Consider the following 16,641-nt stretch of genomic DNA (forward strand, 5'->3'; position numbering starts at 1 on the left):
CACTATTCCCCCTTCGTATGTTGTACAAAGCCTTTAACAACACGTTTCGCTTCTTCAGCAAGTTCAACGATACCATTGTTATAAATATTGACACCACCTGATCTTTGGCCAAGTAAATAAAAATGCTCTAACTTACCTTTTGCACTTATCACTTCATTATTGACTGGTGTTACATAAAAACCACCATCTGGATGCGTAATCAACAAGTTTTGATCCACAAGATTTTCGATAAGTTGATTAGGTTCAATCGCATCTTTATAATCTTTCGCTGGACCTGTTGCATTAATGACATAGTGCACGCGAATTTCTTTTTGTTTCGTATGAATTCTATATTTATTATATTTATATTCAACTGATGATATATCACTTAAAATTTCAATCGTATTGTTGTTAATGCCTTCAATCATCGCTTCTGCTGTAGCTTCCGGCATTGGATTTGAATAGGCAGTAATCACATCAGCGTAATGATCCTTATAATATTGTTTGTCCGACTTTGTCATAAACGGCCAGATTAAAGGCGCTGTTCTTGTTAATTCTAAGACGAAAGATTGAAGATATCCGACTTCTTTAGGATTTGCTAAATCGAATGTCATCGCACGCAATGGGTTTACACGACTTACATTAAATAATTTATCCGCATTAATATTATGATATTCAACTTCTTTGTCAAATAAAGCTTTTAATTCTGCTAAAGGCAGGAAGCCATTATGCTTTGATTTTATCTTCTCTAATTGAGATAACGTTAAATATTTAAATGTTATTTCTACCATCTCTCCACGTACAGATTGTACTTTACCATCCCTACTCACAAGATAAAGCTTCGTTTTTAATTCCGGTGTAAAATATCGAACAATGTCAACAGCAGATAGCCCTGACCCGATTACCGCATAGTCTTTTTCCGGTTCAATCTTTATACGATTTAACGGGTATGCCCATTTGAAATAATTCGGCGTATCAATCAGTTGATAAGGATCCATCGGACCGAACTGACCTGGTGATAAAAACACAGCATCGACTTCAAATGTCTCATCCTGTGTTGAGACAATATAACCGTTATCAATCTGTTCAATATTCCTTACATGATTACTGACAATCTTGACGTTTTTCTTCTTAGCAAATTTCTCAAAATGATCTGTCATATATTTACCGAATAACTGCCTTGAATAATATTGATTCTGAGATTTATTTTCATTATCTTCTTTATGTATCTCTAACTGAATCACATCTTCATTTTTGGCAATCCACTTCACAAAATCATCCGGTTTGTTCGGTTTCATGCTAATTAAATTACCAGGATAATTCATGAGTAATTCCGGATCATCATATTGAAACGCACGACCGTTTCCTAAATATTTCTGATCATCGAAACAAATCACCTTGAAGTCATCCATTTTACTTTTTGATAAGTATTTAAGGACATTTACACCTGCTACACCTGTACCTACTATTGCAATTTTCATAAAAAGTTCCTCCTTTTATATATATATTATCAAAAAATAGGGTAAACAAACTTAATGAGCGGGATTTAATCATAAACAAATATATTTATCTTGCAAAAACAACAATTAGAGGTGACATTATGTTAGAAATCAACAATGTCTCGAAAGTATATCGAGGCGGAAAAAAGGCAGTCAACAAGCTAGATATGACAATCGAGAAAGGTGAGTTTATCGCCTTCATCGGAACTTCTGGTTCAGGTAAAACGACCGCAATGCGCATGATTAACCGCATGATTGAACCGACAAGTGGTTCAATTGTATTGAACGGAAAGAACATTAAAGATATGAACCCCGTACAATTACGTAGAAACATCGGTTATGTTATTCAGCAAATTGGATTACTCCCTCATATGACAATCCGTGAAAATATTACGCTTGTTCCTAAACTTCTCAAATGGTCAGAAGAAGAAAAAAATAAAAAGGCAGAAGAATTGATTCAACTTGTAGACCTTCCCGTATCTTATCTCGATATGTATCCATCACAACTATCAGGTGGACAACAACAACGTATCGGTGTCATCCGCGCACTCGCTGCAGATCAGGAAATCATTTTAATGGATGAACCCTTTGGTGCATTAGATCCTATTACACGAGATACGCTTCAGGATTTAGTAAAAGAACTGCAAGTTAAATTTAATAAAACATTCATTATGGTAACGCATGATATGGACGAAGCGATTAAACTTGCGGATAGAATCGTGATTATGAGTCATGGTGAAGTGATTCAGATCGACACGCCAAATAACATATTACGCAATCCGGCAAACGATTTCGTAAAAGATTTCATCGGAGAAAACAGGTTAATCCAAACAACGCCAAATATTAAAACTGTTGATGAAGCAATGAATAAGCCAATATCGATCACACCAGAAAAATCAATAGGTGAAGCGATTAATCTTATGAGAACAAAACGTGTAGATACACTGTTTGTTGTAGATGATCAAAATGTACTTGTCGGTTATGTTGATATTGAAGACTTATCGGAAGCACATAAAAAACATTTAAGTTTATCGCGCATTATGAACCATAAAGTATATTTCGTACGCACCGGGGTTTACCTTCAGGATACTGTTCGAACGATACTGAAAAGAAACATACGCGTCATCCCTGTACTGGATAAACAAGATAAATTATTAGGTGTTATTACACGTGCCAACTTAGTAGATATCGTGTATGACACAATTTGGGGTGATGAGGAAGAGGAGGCATAAACATGATTGAATTTTTAAAGGATAATCAAGCCGAACTCTTTACGAAGACGATTGAACATATTTCAATATCACTACTGAGCCTACTCGCAGCAATAATCGTTGCCGTACCTCTTGGCATCTTGCTTACGAAGTCAGATAAATTAGCGAAAGTTGTACTCTCTATCACCAGTGTATTACAAACCGTACCATCACTTGCGATACTTGCGATGATGATTCCATTCTTTGGTATTGGAACACTACCCGCAGTAATCGCATTGTTCCTATATGTGTTATTACCGATCTTAAATAACACATATTTAGGTATACAGTCTGTAAAGAAAGATGCGAAAGAAGCTGGACGCGCGATGGGAATGACATCTAACCAAATTCTCAGAATGGTAGAATTACCGCTTGCAGTACCAGTCATAATGAGTGGTATTAGGTTATCAGCAGTTTACGCGATCAGTTGGGCAACACTCGCATCTTATATCGGTGCAGGTGGACTCGGAGACTTTATCTTTAATGGGTTGAACTTATTCCAGCCAAAATTAATCATTGCCGGAGCTATTCTCGTGACATTGTTAGCACTTATAACAGATTTAATTCTTGCAGTAATTGAAAACTATACGACCCCAAAAGGCTTAAAAGTAACAAAGGGGGATTTATAATATGAAATGTAAAAAGAAAACTATCTTATTGTTGAGTGTGATGATACTTATTATTTCACTCACAGCTTGTTCTAATAAAAATGATACAGATAAAGTTAAGATTGCTTCAGTTTATACAACTGAAAATCAGATTTTGGCACATATGATAAAGATACTTGTAGAAAAAGATACAGATCTACCTGTAGAAATCATCAATAATCTAGGCTCAGGTACTGTTGTACATCAAGCTATGGTTCGTGGAGATGCGAACGTATCAGCAGGAAGATATACAGGTACAGATTTAACCGGTGCTTTAGGTAAAGACCCTATCACTGATCCCAAGAAAGCAAGAGAAGTCGTAACAGAAGCTTTTGAGAAAGACTTTGATCAGCACTACTTTGATTCATATGGTTTTGAAAATACTTACGCTTTCATGGTAACCAAAGAAACAGCTAAAAAGTATCATCTCAAAAAAGTAAGTGATTTAAAGAATGTGGCATCTAAGCTTAGAGCAGGTGTCGACTCTTCTTGGATGAAACGTAAAGGTGACGGATACGAAGGATTTAAAAAGAAATATGGCTTTGACTTTCTGGATACTAAGCCGATGCAAATTGGTCTCGTATACGAAGCAGTTAATGCAAACAAGATGGACGTTGTGCTAGGTTATACAACTGACGGTCGTATTCAAAGTTATGATCTTCAAATCTTAGAAGATGATCTTCATTTCTTCCCACCTTATGACGCTAATCCTGTAGCTAGTAATGCATTATTAAAGAAACATCCTGAAATCAAATCAATATTAGAATCAATGAAAAACAAAATTTCCACAGAAGAAATGCAGAAGCTAAACTACGAAGTAGATAACAACTTAAAAGAACCTGCTGTTGTGGCTGAAGCATATCTGAAAAAGCATAACTACTTTGAAGGAGGTAAATAAGATGGAAAAAATGAATACATTCGAACAATTCATCCATTACTTCCAGGATAATGCGGGTTATGTATTTCAATTGTTTATCGATCATTTCTTAATCAGTATCTACGGTGTACTACTAGGTGCACTTGTCGGTATTCCGATTGGTATATGGATTGCACGTCATAAACGTTTAGTAGCTCCTGTTATTGCTATCGCAAACATTATACAGACCGTTCCAGCAATCGCCCTACTCGCTTTGTTGATGTTAGCGTTAGGTTTAGGTAAAACGACTGTTATTACAACTGTATTCTTATACTCATTACTTCCTATCATCAAGAACACGTATACAGGTATTAAATCTGTTGATACACACTTAATTGATGCAGGTAAAGGGATGGGTATGACAAAACGTCAGTTACTGACAATGGTCGAACTGCCTTTAAGTCTGTCTGTTATTATCGCTGGTATTCGTATCGCACTCGTTATCGCAATCGGTGTAACAGCAATCGGTTCATTTATCGGTGCACCGAGTCTTGGTGATATCATCATCCGCGGTACAAATGCTACAAATGGTACTTCTATTATACTAGCCGGCGCATTACCTACTGCTATTATGGCTGTATTAGCAGATATCATTTTAGGATTTATTGAGCGACATCTCGATCCGATTAAACGTAATAAAGTGTTGAAACAAGCACCACAAGACAGATAATAATATCCTGCTTAAGTCTTATTTTAATAAATTAAAGTTTTGTGCTATGATTTATTTAATGACTTAAGGAGGATTTTTCTATGAAATCAAAACATTTATTATCAGCATTACTTAGTACGACTTTAATTTTTGCAGCGTGTGGCAATGATTCTACCGATAAAACTGAAGATAAAGCTAAGACTGAAGCAACAAAATCTAATACTGATAATCAAGCAACTGAAGAAGCTAAAACTACTGAAAGTAAAGAAACTACCTCTGAAACAGCAGATACAACTAAAGAAAACAAAGATGCTGTAGACTTAATTGAAAAGGCAAAAGATGCAGGTAAAGATACGAAAAGTTACCATGCTGTATTAGATACGACGATGACAGCAGATGGTAAAGATACAACTGTGAACATGGATATGAATGTTGATGACAAAGGGACAACTCAAATCACAACTGAGTCTATGGGTCAAAAGATGGATATGTATATCTTTGATAAAAAGGTTGTAATGTCACCTGACAGTAAAACATTTATGGATGTGACAAAAGCAATGGGCGCACGTGTTCAAAAGCAGCTAGAACAATTAGATTATGCGACTGCTTTAAATTCATTAGATGGATATAAAGATGCTGAATTTAAAGAAACAGCTGATGGTTACAGCTTAACTAAGAAATTTAAAAATTTAGCTGAGTACAAAAAGATTGCCGAACAAACAGGTTCTCAGGAATTAATTTCATCGATTGAAAAACAAGTTGAAGACGTGAAAGGTGAAGCAGTCATTAACTTTGATAAAGATTATATGATGAAGACGACTGAAACAAAAGTTGATATGACGATTAAAGATAAGAAAATTGCAACTGAAACGAAAGCAAATTATGATAACTATGATAAAGTTCCGGCAATTACAGTGCCTGCTGCTGCAAAATCAGCAAAACCACTAGAAGAGGTTCAAAAAGAAATGCAGGACAAAATGAACAGTTCTTCTACTGAAACATCAACTGAAGCAAAATAATATCAAAAAAACTACCTTGAGGTTTTTCCTCAAGGTAGTTTTATTTATTTCTTGCCTTCAATGTAAGCTTCTTTATAGTTATTAATACCAGAGCTGTTTACGACAACGCCTTTCACATACGGTTTATCCATAAATGCTGATCCACGTTGAATCACCGGAATTAAAGCTGCATCATCAAGTAACATCGTACTTGCTTCACCTAAAGCCTTCCAGCGTGCTTCAGGGTCTTTCAGTAACGGCCCTTTTGCATCTTCAATTAACTTATCGTAAGCCGGATTATTATATCCAGTATTTGTTTCAGTTGATAAGAATAAATCTAAGAATGTCATTGGATCTGCATAATCCGGGAACCAGTTACCATATGAAATATCATACTGCCCTTTTTTCTCTAAATCTAATTTTTGTTTAAATGGTTGTTGTTTAATCTTAATTGTTAAACCATCTAAGTTAGATTCTAACTGCTCTTTAAAGTACTCAGCATCTTTTTTCGCTGTATCGATATCTACTGTTAATAATTCTAACTCTAATTTATCGACTCCTAAAGCAGCTTTCGCTTTTTTCCAGTCTTCTTTAGCACTTTCTCTATCAAATTTTAAGTTTTCTCCACCTGCAATTTCAGAGAAGTCACTGCCGTCTGGTCCTTTATAGACATCTTTTGGTGTTAATTGATTTGACGCTACAGATCCGTTATTTAAATTGTTCTTCACATACTTATCTTTATCGATAGATTTCGCTAATGCTAAACGTAAATCTTTATTCGATAATTCTTTCTTATGATCACCTTTATAAGAAATTCTGAAGAATGATTGCGCTGCAGATAATTCTGTTTTAAAGTCTTTATTAGACTTATATTTATCTACGTTTTCGGCAGATACACCCACTGAATCCACTTTACCTGTTTCATATAAATTCAATCCAGTTTGCACATCTTTAATCACTTTATAGTTGATTTCATCTAACTTCACCTTATCTTTATCCCAGTATTTATCGTTCTTAACGAGCTTTACGCTTTCTTCTGTTTTCCACTCTGCCATTTTAAATGGACCGTTGTATAACGTTGATTTTGCATCGATACCATATTTATCCCCTAATTTTTTAGCAAACTTTTCATTTTTAGGCATAAAAGTTCCGAAAGCGAGTAATCCTTTGAAATATGGCTGATTATTTTTCAGTTTAATTTCAAGTGTGTTATCATCGATTGCTTTAACACCAAGCTCTTCAGGTTTCTTTTCACCTTTGTTAATTTCCTGAGCATTCTCAATATCATACATAATAAAAGCATATTCTGAAGCAGTCTTAGGATCTACAACGTTTCTCCATGCGTAAACGAAGTCGTTCGCTGTAACAGGATCTCCATTCGACCATTTTGCATCTTTACGTAATTTAATTGTCCACGTCTTACCACCATCTGTTTCTTTTGGATCTCCTTCAGCTAATGCTGGAACTGGCTTCGTATCTTTATCTAAACGATATAATCCTTCCATAACATTCTCATACATCTGGAAACTTACCATATCAGTAGCCAGCGCTGAGTTCATCGATGGAATATCAGATGATGTTACTAAATTTAATACTTGTTTCCCCTTACTATCTTTATCGCCGCTGCCCCCACTACATGCAGCGAGTACACTTGATAATACTAATACAAATGCAATTAACCATGAATAATTCTTCCTCATGCTTTCTCCCCCTAAATGAATAAAGTACTAACTTAAAATTATTTTATATTAAAAATTCTGATAATTCAATCTTTTATTAAAATAAATTTTTATGTATAAAAAAACAGCAAGCGTCTGCTTACTGTTTATAATAGTAACGAGTAAAGTACTTACCCTCTAAATTTAATCTTTGATAGTCTTTTGCAATACCGCGTGCGTTATGATGTGCCCAGCGTACATCTGTAGCATATTGATGTTTGCCAGGATGATTTGGATTAAAGCGCATGCCGTATAAAGTATTTTGATGTGCTTTAGATATAAATTCATCTTTAATGAATTTCGCACCACCCATCACAGCTTTCTCAGGTGTATCCCATCCTTCTTTAAAGGCAAACTTCGCCGCTTCATTTACAGGGTCATGATCATACGCACCAATACCGAAGAAATTATAATATTTCTTATCACCTTTACCAACGCGTCCTTTATCATCGACTTTAACCCCACGCGCTAGTTCACTCTTACCTTTACCTGTCTCAAGTAACGCATGATTGACCAGATAGATTTCATTGATATCTTCAATACGACTGGCTTTAGCGAATGTTGTACCGAGACCATCTAAAGTGCCTTTCCCTTTAAGTAAGGTATTTAATTTAGCAGCAGCTACTTTCTGACTCATGCCAAGATTTAAAAACTGGTAACGCTGTTCAGGGTGATGATAGTATTTTTTAGGATTTAAATAATAATCAATCTGTTTTTTCGTCGCATTTTTCCACACGACGCCATTAGAGAACTGAGCTGCACTTTTCATCTGTTGATTCAATGCAAATTGATATGAATGTGGCATTTCAACTTTATAATTCATCATTTTCTTTTCGTATTGTTTAATCGAATAACCTATCATTAAATAAATGATGCATGCAATGCCGCAAAGTATCAATAACAATATCATTTTATTTCTTTTTTCCTGTCGTTTAGTAATTTTCGCCATCGTGTACTCCTAATTTAATCTATTTAATTATTTATTATACTATAACTCTTTTTGTGAAATTAAACACATATAAAAAAAGACGAGACCTAAGTCTCATCCAATCTCTATTTCGGATAGCCAGGCGCAAGTACTGGTTTACCTTCACTATCCAATATCGGTGTTAAACCAGCACCATAACCCATTGCAGCGTACAAATACTGCACACCTGTTTGTTCATCAGTAATGATATAAGTACTCATCATCTTTGAACCTTTATCTGAACCATCTTTAATATTTGAAAATCGTTTATTTTCACGAGACATTATTTTTCCCCCAGTGATTTGATAAATAGTAACATCTGTCCTGCATCGAGTGCTCTTTTGTAATCAACCTTTGAAATATTAGATAAATTTTCCGCTTCATAATGATGACTAGAAACGTCTTTACCTGTGAAGAATGCTTTAATCTTGTCCGGCATATTACCATCAGCACTAACATAATTAACGTCCTGATCAATCAATGCCAGTCCGTCTATCTTACTTTTAGAAACGATAAATAAATCACGCGTATCAATACCTTCTTCTCGTAACTGTTCAATCTTGCCATGCAAAGGTTGTTCACTTGTGAAAGCATCTACAAATTTCACGTTAATCTCCTCCAAAGCATTGTGTTACCTTACTATTCCCATAACAACTTGTTATGAAACAAAACTAGTTATTTTACGTAAGAAGATTTAAATAATATTTTTAAGTTCTAATAAATTATGGATACGATATTTCGCCTTGCTCTCTTTATTCGAACCGAAATAACAGGCATCAATACCAGCATTGATGGCACCATAAATATCTGAAGTTTCAGTATCACCAATCATCAGAACTTCAGATAAATCTGTAATATTTAATGATTCTATAATCACATCGAAAAAGGCTTTCTGAGGTTTCTCGTATCCTACTGCTTCTGAAATAAATTGATGGTCGAAGTATGAGATAATATTTGCATCTGTCATGCGACGCATCTGAGTATGTAACACACCATTTGTTGCTGAACAAATCACATAACCCTTCGACTTAACGTATTCAAGAATTTCAATTGCATGTGGCACAAGCTGATGATTTTCATTGATACCGATTCTAAAGATATTCTCTTTCTCCTGAGGATTTACATTGATCCCTTTCTCGCTAAAGAACACCTCAAAACGTTTCGTCAGCACCTTTTGTTTCACAAGTTTACCCTCTTCAAGTAAGCCCCACATCGATTTGTTAATCTCTGAATAACGTTTAAAGTTTTCCTCACTATCATCAATCCCTTCAGAATCAAACACAGCACGAATCGCTTCTCTTTCACCTTTGCTGAAATCAAGTAACGTATTATCTATATCAAATAGAATATATTTGTACATTGTTAAACCTTCTTTGTTTTTTCTTCTATTATATTATAGTTGTCAATAATATCTATCAGCATAATAATAACCTAAGCATGGGCTTAGGTTATTATAAAAGTTTATTTAACTAAAGAATCCGCAAATACCTCTTCACTTATCTCTTTTATCAGCTGCAATTTTTTCCATTGATCTTCTTCAGTGAGTATATTCCCTTCTTCTGTTGATGCAAAGCCACATTGTGGACTTAAACTTAATCGCTCTAGAGGGATATATTTTGTTGCTTCCTTAATTCTTTCTTTAATCGCTTCTTTATCTTCTAGCTCAGGAAACTTAGAAGTTATCAAGCCTAACACAACTTTCTTCTCTCCACTTACTTTTTCTAGAGGCTCGAATCCACCTGCGCGTTCTGTATCGTACTCTAAATAATAGCCATCGACATTTTCTTTACCAAATAACTCTTCAGCTACTGTTGTATATGGTCCGCTTGATGCATAATCAGATTTATAATTACCACGGCAAACATGAGTATTTATGATTAAATCATCTGGCGCATTCGCAATGACACGGTTATTAATCTCTAAAATTTCCTGAATCAATGCTTCGCTAGATTTATCCGTACCTCCACCTTGTCCATGAATTTTTTCTCGAATTTCCGGTGAGATATGAATGCCCCATGAACAGTCATCCAGTTGCAGAACTTTTAATCCTTCTTTATGTAAGTCATCGATTACCTGTTTATATGTTGTAACGATATCATCATATAGTTCTTTTTTATCCGGGTACACAGCATCTACTGTCTCTTTTACACCAGGTCGTGTTAATTCAACGAGTAACTGCGCAGGTGCAGGTATTGTCTGCTTTACTGTTAAATGACTCGGTGCGTTATTTCTTACAAATTTAAAATGCTCAACGAACGGATGATCTTTCCCATTAATTTTATCCACGAACTTTACTGAATCACTACGTGTTTCAATATTGTTAAACTGATAACCATGATCTAGCTGCTGCTGTTCAATACCATTGAATCCAAAGAAGAAATCCAGATGCCAGTAACTACGTCTGAACTCACCATCCGTCACTGTTTCATAACCAAGTTCATCTAATTTTTGAATTAACTTTAAGATTTCTTCATTTTCAATTTTTGTCAGTTCATCCTGCGTAATTTCGTTATTTTTAAATTTTTCACGTGCCACTTTTAATGCTTCCGGTCTTAAGAAACTGCCTACATAATCGAATTTTGGTTGTTTGATTGTATTAGTCATATTGATAATCCTCCAGTAAGTTTAATTTTTTGTTTATATATATTTGCATGTCGTACATATCACTATCAGCCATAATAAAAAACCCCACACTCCTTTACACTTTAGTAAAGGGTGAGGGGTTTCCCACGGTACCACCTTTATTCATATAGCCATCACTGACTATACCTCATTGAGTACAAATAATACTCTGACGTTGATAACGAGCGCCAATCCTCGGACATAACCTACTAGAATACGTTCAGCATGCAACTAAAGAGGCCATTTTCAACTTAGTTCAAACACTCCATCTCACCACCTGAAGCTCGCTGTAGAAATTCGTAAGTTTACTTTCCTCTGTACGTTTTGTAAATATTGAATTAATACACATTATAAGAACGATGTTTCTATTTGTCAACAACAATTCTGAAAATTCTTATTTTTTAATTGGATTTTGGTGGGTACGCGCAACTTTTGTTAGATTCTTACTTTTGGTGCGCGAGACTGTAAGCAGCGATTTACTTTTTTATACAATTATTGCCCACCTCTAAAACAAAGTGGGCACCCGATTACTTTTTTTTACAATTATTGCCCACCCCTAAAACAAAGTGGGCACCTTATTACTTTTTTATACAATTATTACCCACCTCTAAAACAAATTGAGCACCTGATTACTTTTTTATACAATTATTGCCCACCTCTAAAACAAAGTGGGCACCTGATCACTTTTTTATACAATTATTGCCCACCTCTAAAACAAAGTGAGCACCTGATTACTTTTTTATACAATTATTGCCCACCCCTAAAACAAAGTGGGCATTGATTTACTATATTCACCAAATACTCTATGCTACAATCTTATAATCTACCAATCGCATCTGCAATCGCTGTATCACCATTGACCACTTGGAACTCTTTGCCGACAGTATTGTCATTCTCAATAACCGTCTTCAAGACTTCGGACACGTCTGCTCTTGTGATCTTAGCAACTTCTAATGTTTCTGCAACTTTGACATTACCAGTTTCAGCATCGTCTGATAGGATTCCTGGATGAACAATTGTATAATCTAGTCCAGCTGCTCTTAATACGTTATCTGCATAATGCTTTGCTACAACATAAGGTCTGAAACCAGCATCCGCTTCTTGAATTGCGTTACGTGTTGTATCAAACGAACTCACCATGACATAACGTTTAATGCCAACTTTCTTAGCTGTATCAATCGTTTTCACGGCAGCATCTAGATCAATCAGCATTGTTTTATCAGCACCTGTACTACCACCAGAACCTGCTGTAAATATTACGCTATCGACATCTTTAAATACACTTTCATATGCTGGTAGATCATCTTCCAAATCTAATATTCTTGCTTCGACATTTAATCCATCAAAATATGGCTTTTGTTCATCCTTGCGAATGACCGCGATAGGTGTTACATCACTATTCTTCGCTAACTTCTCAACAAGTTGTTTACCAACCTGTCCATTTGCTCCGATAATTAATGTTTTCACTAAAAATCACCCTTTCGAATTTGTACCATCATTGTACAGCACACAATACAAATTTCAATTTATCTGTTTATATCAAAAAACCATCACATTTTGTGATGGTTATAAATTAATGCCGCTTTGGTTATTATTTAATACTTGAGCAGGTTTCTCACCTAGTTTTTTCTGCATTTTATTATCGACGGTTTGATTAGCATCTGGATTATATTCACTTGTCGCATGTTTCGGTGGATATGTACTCCTTGTTTCTTTCCTTTTACGCTTGAAAAACTTTAACATATTGACACCCCTATATTATTTTATACACATATAATAGCTAAAATTTCATAATAATTCCAACTTTATACTGTTATTTCAATCTGATTTCCTTCAGGATCTTTGATACAACTTTCATAATATCCATCACCTGTCGTACGAGGTCCCGAAATATGTTCACATCCTGCATCAATCAGTGTTTGTGTTAATTGATTCACTGTCTCTTTACTTCCAACACTCATTGCTAAGTGTGTAAATCCGTATACCCATAAATCATCAGATGCTTCATTCACACCAGGACGCGTCATTAATTCTAAACGGGCACCGTCATCAAATGTAATAAAGTATGTCTCTAATCCAGTCTTAGGATTATAATACTTTGAATTCGCTTCTCCATTGAAATGGTGACAATAAAATGCTTTCATCATCTCTAAATCTTTCACATACATCGCAACATGTTCGATTTTCACCATAAAACCCCTTTTCCGTTATTCTTAATTTAAATTTAACATATCTTAGTGTATAATCATAAAAAATATAAAGGGGTTATCACAATGACAAATCTAAGACTCGTTCGACCTACACTACAATTCAAAGAAGATATCTTAAGATACCAGCAAGAGTTTAATGCAACAAACGAAGTAATCCACGGTTCGTCGTCACTCCACAAATTCGAAGATTTCGACGAGTGGTTTAATAAAGTACAGGACAGTGATAACCTCGAACGTATTCCTCATGGCATGGTCCCTGCAACACAATTCCTATGTGTAAATGAAGATAATAAAATAGTTGGCATGGTGAATATCCGACACTATCTCAATGAACATTTATTACAAATTGGTGGTCATGTCGGTTACTCTGTAAGACCTGATGAAAGAAGAAAAGGTATCGCAAAATGGATGCTTAAAGAAAGTCTAACATTCTTACAGGAAAAAGAAGTTGAACGTGCGTTGATTACATGTGATGTCGATAATATCGGTAGCAGAAATACGATACTTGCGAACGGCGGACAATTTGAATCCGTTGTTCATGATGAATATGATGATATTGATGTTGAACGTTACTGGATTGACATCAAAGGAGTAAATAAAAATGGATAACATATCCATAAATACTTTCGCTAATACGGTTTCAATCAATCCTTATGATCACACTGCAATGTACCATTTACTGCAAAGTGAATATCCAGACACTGAACATATCCCACTTGGCAATACATTTAAACAGCTGGAAAAGATTGAACTAAAAGAAAACGAAGGATATTTCGAAGGGAGCATTGAGTTAATCGTTAATAACAAAACTATAATTCCAAGAGATATTACTTCAAGCAACTTATATCAACTATGGCATGATTTATATTTAACAACCGTTCAACAATCCCATGATTTCGACTATCTGGATATTAATTATAAAGTAATCACCGAGACCATTGACGATAAAATTAATATTGAAACGCATGACTTAGTACTTACAGAAGATGGTAAAAGACTAACTAAAAATGATTTAGTGACAGATATTAGTCAATATACAAAAAAAGAAACCAACAATGTATCATGTACGTTTGAATCATATCAACAAGCAGTTCAAGATGGACTTACATTATTCTTTGAACATCTCAATCATGATTTTAAACGTAACGCGGTTGATAGTCCGTATTACTTTGAATTAGAAAATATTTATAAAGATTACATCAAAATTTAAAAAAGCAAGATTCCATTAGTACATGATGGAATCTTGCTTCTTATTATATTACTTCTTCGAATTTCTACCTTCATCTCTATTGATGAATATATTTGCGATTCTGCCGAAAATATCGTTATTAAAGTCCGCTCCACCAAAGGCAGCTTTTGCATAAGTGTCGTCTTCTCTACCTTTTAAGCCTGGTGTATCAAAATTCGTATTGCCAGTACGACCTTCAGGATTGTGTTCACCATGATGTTTCGGTGGCCAGTTATTATTCTTTTCAGTCATAACACATTCTCCTTTGCAAAATAACATATATTTCTTAAATGTATTATACCATAAATAGAGATTAAAACATAAAATGTAAATATTTTTTATCGAAAAACGATAATTTTTATTGTTATTCGATAAATTTAATGTTATATTTTTATTGTAAAACGATAAAGGAGAGATTGATATGATTAAAAGCATTGCATCTTTAAAATTTACAAAGTATTTCGTTCTATTCACAATTATTATCACACTACTAACAACATTTCTGACAATTTCAGATTTCTTATCAAGTCCCATCAGTACTAATCTATGGACCTTTACAAATCGTGGTTTATATTACTTTTTGGTCTATATTATTCAATGTATAATATTATTAACGATATTAATAAATACATACCAGCTTATGAAAAAAGTTGACGTTGCAGATTATTTTAATACGATTAATCATGATAAATTATTCCTTATTGCCACATTAACAATATTATTTGGTGCATTTAATTTAGTTAAGAAATACCTAAACGCACCGGTAGAATATTTAATATTATTAGATACTACGGTAGAAACAAATCTGTTATTATTTATCTTAGGTATTGTCATTATTACCTCATTATTTATCTATGAAGCATCAAGTAAAATTAAAGAAGAACATGACTTAACGATATAGGTGTACACGATGATCAAAATAAAGTTAGATGAAGTATTAAAAGAACGTAATGTTTCTTTAACAGAGTTATCGAACGCAGTTGATGTCACCATTGCAAATCTTTCTATCTTAAAGACTGGAAAAGCAAAAGCAGTGCGTTTCAGTACTTTAGAAGCAATATGTGATTACCTTGATTGTCAGCCTGGTGATATTATCATCAATGAAAAGAAGGTATCTGAATAATTTCAGATACCTTCTTTCTAGTTATTTGCCATCCAGCTTTGATACTTAATACCTGACGCTTCACAACCCATTCTGTCATCATCGCGATCAAATTTAGATTGATACGAAATGTGACTATCCGTAATACCATAAGGATAATATTGTTTCACTTCAGTACAATTAGCAAGCACTTTAGGTGCACCAGCTTTATAGCGAGAAGTTGGATAACCAGCACGAGATGGTGTTGGTGATTTTTGAACTGTGCTCGTATTATTCGTTGAAACAAATCCAGACACATTACTACTTGTCGTTGATTTAACAGGTTTAGCAGTTTCTTTATAAATATATCCCTCACCTAATGGATTTACATAACCTTTAATTGACCATATTTTATAATGCTTCTGTTTCGCATGTGATTCATTTGTCTTTAATAAATTTAAGTAATATTTCTGTGTATATACGTAACCTACACGCGCATAACCATAACGCACCATTTCTTTATTAACTAATTTGCCGTTTGCATAAAGATATACAAGATGACGACCGTACTTATCTAACTTCTGATTGTTATCATATTGAATTTGGAGTTTACCGTATCTCATATAATTCTCTAAATATTTTGCCGCTTCTTTGGCATAAGGTTGAACAGGCTTTCTCGGATCTTTTGATTCTGGTGTGTCGATGAGTAACATACGAATCTTAATCGTCTTTTTACCAAGTTTTACGTACGCTGTGTCACCATCAACCACTGAAACGTATTGTACATTGTATTTCGATGACAATGCCTATGATTCTTTTTGTGGAACGAGGATAAATAATAAAATTATTGCAATAAACATTTTTAACACTTTCATAA

At 34.5% G+C, this 16,641-nt stretch carries 21 protein-coding genes and 1 other annotated feature; of the genes, 9 read left to right on the top strand and 12 right to left on the bottom strand.

Annotation, left to right across the window (positions count from 1 at the left end; all coding sequences use genetic code 11):
* Positions 1-2 precede the first annotated feature (2 nt).
* Positions 3-1,460 carry an FAD/NAD(P)-binding protein gene (locus KFV12_RS09690; RefSeq protein ID WP_254256661.1) on the bottom strand — a complete coding sequence of 486 codons (1,458 nt, stop codon included), beginning with the start codon at positions 1,458-1,460 and terminating at the stop codon, positions 3-5.
* A 119-nt stretch (positions 1,461-1,579) separates the two neighbouring features.
* Here KFV12_RS09690 and KFV12_RS09695 point away from each other — a divergent pair, with 119 nt between their 5' ends.
* From KFV12_RS09695 to KFV12_RS09715, 5 genes are all read left to right on the top strand, one after another.
* Entirely contained in the window at positions 1,580-2,710 is a 1,131-nt protein-coding gene (locus tag KFV12_RS09695) for a betaine/proline/choline family ABC transporter ATP-binding protein (protein ID WP_239242573.1), read from the top strand.
* Between the two features lie 2 nt (positions 2,711-2,712).
* Entirely contained in the window at positions 2,713-3,357 is a 645-nt protein-coding gene (locus KFV12_RS09700) for an ABC transporter permease (RefSeq protein WP_111716479.1), read from the top strand.
* Between the two features lies 1 nt (position 3,358).
* Positions 3,359-4,273 (top strand): osmoprotectant ABC transporter substrate-binding protein, encoded by a 915-nt coding sequence (locus KFV12_RS09705; RefSeq protein ID WP_254256662.1) that lies wholly within the window; start codon positions 3,359-3,361, stop codon positions 4,271-4,273.
* 1 nt (position 4,274) lies between these two features.
* Entirely contained in the window at positions 4,275-4,961 is a 687-nt protein-coding gene (locus KFV12_RS09710) for an ABC transporter permease (RefSeq protein WP_302054710.1), read from the top strand.
* A gap of 80 nt (positions 4,962-5,041) precedes the next feature.
* Positions 5,042-5,959 carry a DUF6612 family protein gene (locus KFV12_RS09715; protein WP_254256663.1) on the top strand — a complete coding sequence of 306 codons (918 nt, stop codon included), beginning with the start codon at positions 5,042-5,044 and terminating at the stop codon, positions 5,957-5,959.
* Positions 5,960-6,003: 44 nt separating this feature from the next.
* On the opposite strand, the gene KFV12_RS09720 is transcribed toward KFV12_RS09715, so the two are convergent.
* From KFV12_RS09720 to KFV12_RS09760, 9 genes are all read right to left on the bottom strand, one after another.
* A complete protein-coding gene (locus KFV12_RS09720) occupies positions 6,004-7,638 on the bottom strand; it encodes a peptide ABC transporter substrate-binding protein (protein WP_239242577.1) in 1,635 nt (544 codons plus the stop codon).
* A gap of 118 nt (positions 7,639-7,756) precedes the next feature.
* Positions 7,757-8,605, bottom strand: a complete 849-nt coding sequence (locus KFV12_RS09725) for an N-acetylglucosaminidase (RefSeq protein ID WP_111716470.1) — start codon at positions 8,603-8,605, stop codon at positions 7,757-7,759.
* 104 nt (positions 8,606-8,709) lie between these two features.
* The gene (locus tag KFV12_RS09730) at positions 8,710-8,907 is read right to left on the bottom strand and encodes a DUF6440 family protein (protein WP_099579681.1); all 198 of its coding nucleotides are present in this window, start codon (positions 8,905-8,907) and stop codon (positions 8,710-8,712) included.
* Positions 8,907-9,230 carry a general stress protein gene (locus tag KFV12_RS09735; RefSeq protein ID WP_239242579.1) on the bottom strand — a complete coding sequence of 108 codons (324 nt, stop codon included), beginning with the start codon at positions 9,228-9,230 and terminating at the stop codon, positions 8,907-8,909. The genes KFV12_RS09730 and KFV12_RS09735 overlap by 1 nt, the downstream gene beginning before the upstream one ends.
* Positions 9,231-9,317: 87 nt before the next feature.
* Entirely contained in the window at positions 9,318-9,983 is a 666-nt protein-coding gene (locus KFV12_RS09740) for a YjjG family noncanonical pyrimidine nucleotidase (RefSeq protein WP_254256664.1), read from the bottom strand.
* Positions 9,984-10,084: 101 nt separating this feature from the next.
* Positions 10,085-11,227 (bottom strand): 5-methyltetrahydropteroyltriglutamate--homocysteine S-methyltransferase, encoded by a 1,143-nt coding sequence (locus KFV12_RS09745; RefSeq protein ID WP_239242581.1) that lies wholly within the window; start codon positions 11,225-11,227, stop codon positions 10,085-10,087.
* A gap of 104 nt (positions 11,228-11,331) precedes the next feature.
* Positions 11,332-11,574, bottom strand: a binding site (T-box leader).
* A 487-nt stretch (positions 11,575-12,061) separates the two neighbouring features.
* On the bottom strand, positions 12,062-12,712 hold the full coding sequence (locus tag KFV12_RS09750; protein ID WP_254256665.1) for an SDR family oxidoreductase: 651 nt from the start codon (positions 12,710-12,712) through the stop codon (positions 12,062-12,064).
* 99 nt (positions 12,713-12,811) lie between these two features.
* On the bottom strand, positions 12,812-12,988 hold the full coding sequence (locus KFV12_RS09755) for a hypothetical protein (protein WP_254256666.1): 177 nt from the start codon (positions 12,986-12,988) through the stop codon (positions 12,812-12,814).
* A gap of 62 nt (positions 12,989-13,050) precedes the next feature.
* Positions 13,051-13,434 carry a VOC family protein gene (locus KFV12_RS09760; RefSeq protein WP_254256667.1) on the bottom strand — a complete coding sequence of 128 codons (384 nt, stop codon included), beginning with the start codon at positions 13,432-13,434 and terminating at the stop codon, positions 13,051-13,053.
* An 84-nt stretch (positions 13,435-13,518) separates the two neighbouring features.
* Here KFV12_RS09760 and KFV12_RS09765 point away from each other — a divergent pair, with 84 nt between their 5' ends.
* Both KFV12_RS09765 and KFV12_RS09770 read left to right on the top strand, forming a co-directional pair.
* The gene (locus KFV12_RS09765) at positions 13,519-14,064 is read left to right on the top strand and encodes a GNAT family N-acetyltransferase (RefSeq protein WP_254256668.1); all 546 of its coding nucleotides are present in this window, start codon (positions 13,519-13,521) and stop codon (positions 14,062-14,064) included.
* The gene (locus KFV12_RS09770) at positions 14,057-14,665 is read left to right on the top strand and encodes a hypothetical protein (RefSeq protein ID WP_239242588.1); all 609 of its coding nucleotides are present in this window, start codon (positions 14,057-14,059) and stop codon (positions 14,663-14,665) included. The genes KFV12_RS09765 and KFV12_RS09770 overlap by 8 nt, the downstream gene beginning before the upstream one ends.
* 48 nt (positions 14,666-14,713) lie before the next feature.
* Here the strand turns inward: KFV12_RS09770 and KFV12_RS09775 are convergent, their stop codons facing one another.
* A complete protein-coding gene (locus tag KFV12_RS09775) occupies positions 14,714-14,935 on the bottom strand; it encodes a hypothetical protein (RefSeq protein WP_239242589.1) in 222 nt (73 codons plus the stop codon).
* Positions 14,936-15,104: 169 nt separating this feature from the next.
* Here KFV12_RS09775 and KFV12_RS09780 point away from each other — a divergent pair, with 169 nt between their 5' ends.
* Positions 15,105-15,584, top strand: a complete 480-nt coding sequence (locus KFV12_RS09780; protein ID WP_254256669.1) for a hypothetical protein — start codon at positions 15,105-15,107, stop codon at positions 15,582-15,584.
* A gap of 9 nt (positions 15,585-15,593) precedes the next feature.
* Positions 15,594-15,806, top strand: a complete 213-nt coding sequence (locus KFV12_RS09785; protein WP_111744587.1) for a helix-turn-helix domain-containing protein — start codon at positions 15,594-15,596, stop codon at positions 15,804-15,806.
* A gap of 17 nt (positions 15,807-15,823) precedes the next feature.
* Here the strand turns inward: KFV12_RS09785 and KFV12_RS09790 are convergent, their stop codons facing one another.
* The gene (locus KFV12_RS09790) at positions 15,824-16,567 is read right to left on the bottom strand and encodes a thermonuclease family protein (RefSeq protein WP_254256670.1); all 744 of its coding nucleotides are present in this window, start codon (positions 16,565-16,567) and stop codon (positions 15,824-15,826) included.
* Between the last annotated feature and the right edge of the window lie 74 nt (positions 16,568-16,641).

The sequence above is a fragment of the Macrococcus epidermidis genome, assembly GCF_024205965.1.
GTDB lineage: Bacteria > Bacillota > Bacilli > Staphylococcales > Staphylococcaceae > Macrococcoides > Macrococcoides epidermidis.

Coding starts and splice junctions, on each gene's coding strand:
- KFV12_RS09765 (WP_254256668.1), top strand. CDS start 13,519: ATGACAAATCTAAGACTCGTTCGACCTACACTACAATTCAAAGAAGAT.
- KFV12_RS09690 (WP_254256661.1), bottom strand. CDS start 1,460: ATGAAAATTGCAATAGTAGGTACAGGTGTAGCAGGTGTAAATGTCCTT.
- KFV12_RS09745 (WP_239242581.1), bottom strand. CDS start 11,227: ATGACTAATACAATCAAACAACCAAAATTCGATTATGTAGGCAGTTTC.
- KFV12_RS09715 (WP_254256663.1), top strand. CDS start 5,042: ATGAAATCAAAACATTTATTATCAGCATTACTTAGTACGACTTTAATT.
- KFV12_RS09705 (WP_254256662.1), top strand. CDS start 3,359: ATGAAATGTAAAAAGAAAACTATCTTATTGTTGAGTGTGATGATACTT.
- KFV12_RS09725 (WP_111716470.1), bottom strand. CDS start 8,605: ATGGCGAAAATTACTAAACGACAGGAAAAAAGAAATAAAATGATATTG.
- KFV12_RS09740 (WP_254256664.1), bottom strand. CDS start 9,983: ATGTACAAATATATTCTATTTGATATAGATAATACGTTACTTGATTTC.
- KFV12_RS09785 (WP_111744587.1), top strand. CDS start 15,594: ATGATCAAAATAAAGTTAGATGAAGTATTAAAAGAACGTAATGTTTCT.
- KFV12_RS09710 (WP_302054710.1), top strand. CDS start 4,275: ATGGAAAAAATGAATACATTCGAACAATTCATCCATTACTTCCAGGAT.
- KFV12_RS09730 (WP_099579681.1), bottom strand. CDS start 8,907: ATGTCTCGTGAAAATAAACGATTTTCAAATATTAAAGATGGTTCAGAT.
- KFV12_RS09755 (WP_254256666.1), bottom strand. CDS start 12,988: ATGTTAAAGTTTTTCAAGCGTAAAAGGAAAGAAACAAGGAGTACATAT.
- KFV12_RS09775 (WP_239242589.1), bottom strand. CDS start 14,935: ATGACTGAAAAGAATAATAACTGGCCACCGAAACATCATGGTGAACAC.
- KFV12_RS09695 (WP_239242573.1), top strand. CDS start 1,580: ATGTTAGAAATCAACAATGTCTCGAAAGTATATCGAGGCGGAAAAAAG.
- KFV12_RS09720 (WP_239242577.1), bottom strand. CDS start 7,638: ATGAGGAAGAATTATTCATGGTTAATTGCATTTGTATTAGTATTATCA.
- KFV12_RS09770 (WP_239242588.1), top strand. CDS start 14,057: ATGGATAACATATCCATAAATACTTTCGCTAATACGGTTTCAATCAAT.
- KFV12_RS09700 (WP_111716479.1), top strand. CDS start 2,713: ATGATTGAATTTTTAAAGGATAATCAAGCCGAACTCTTTACGAAGACG.
- KFV12_RS09780 (WP_254256669.1), top strand. CDS start 15,105: ATGATTAAAAGCATTGCATCTTTAAAATTTACAAAGTATTTCGTTCTA.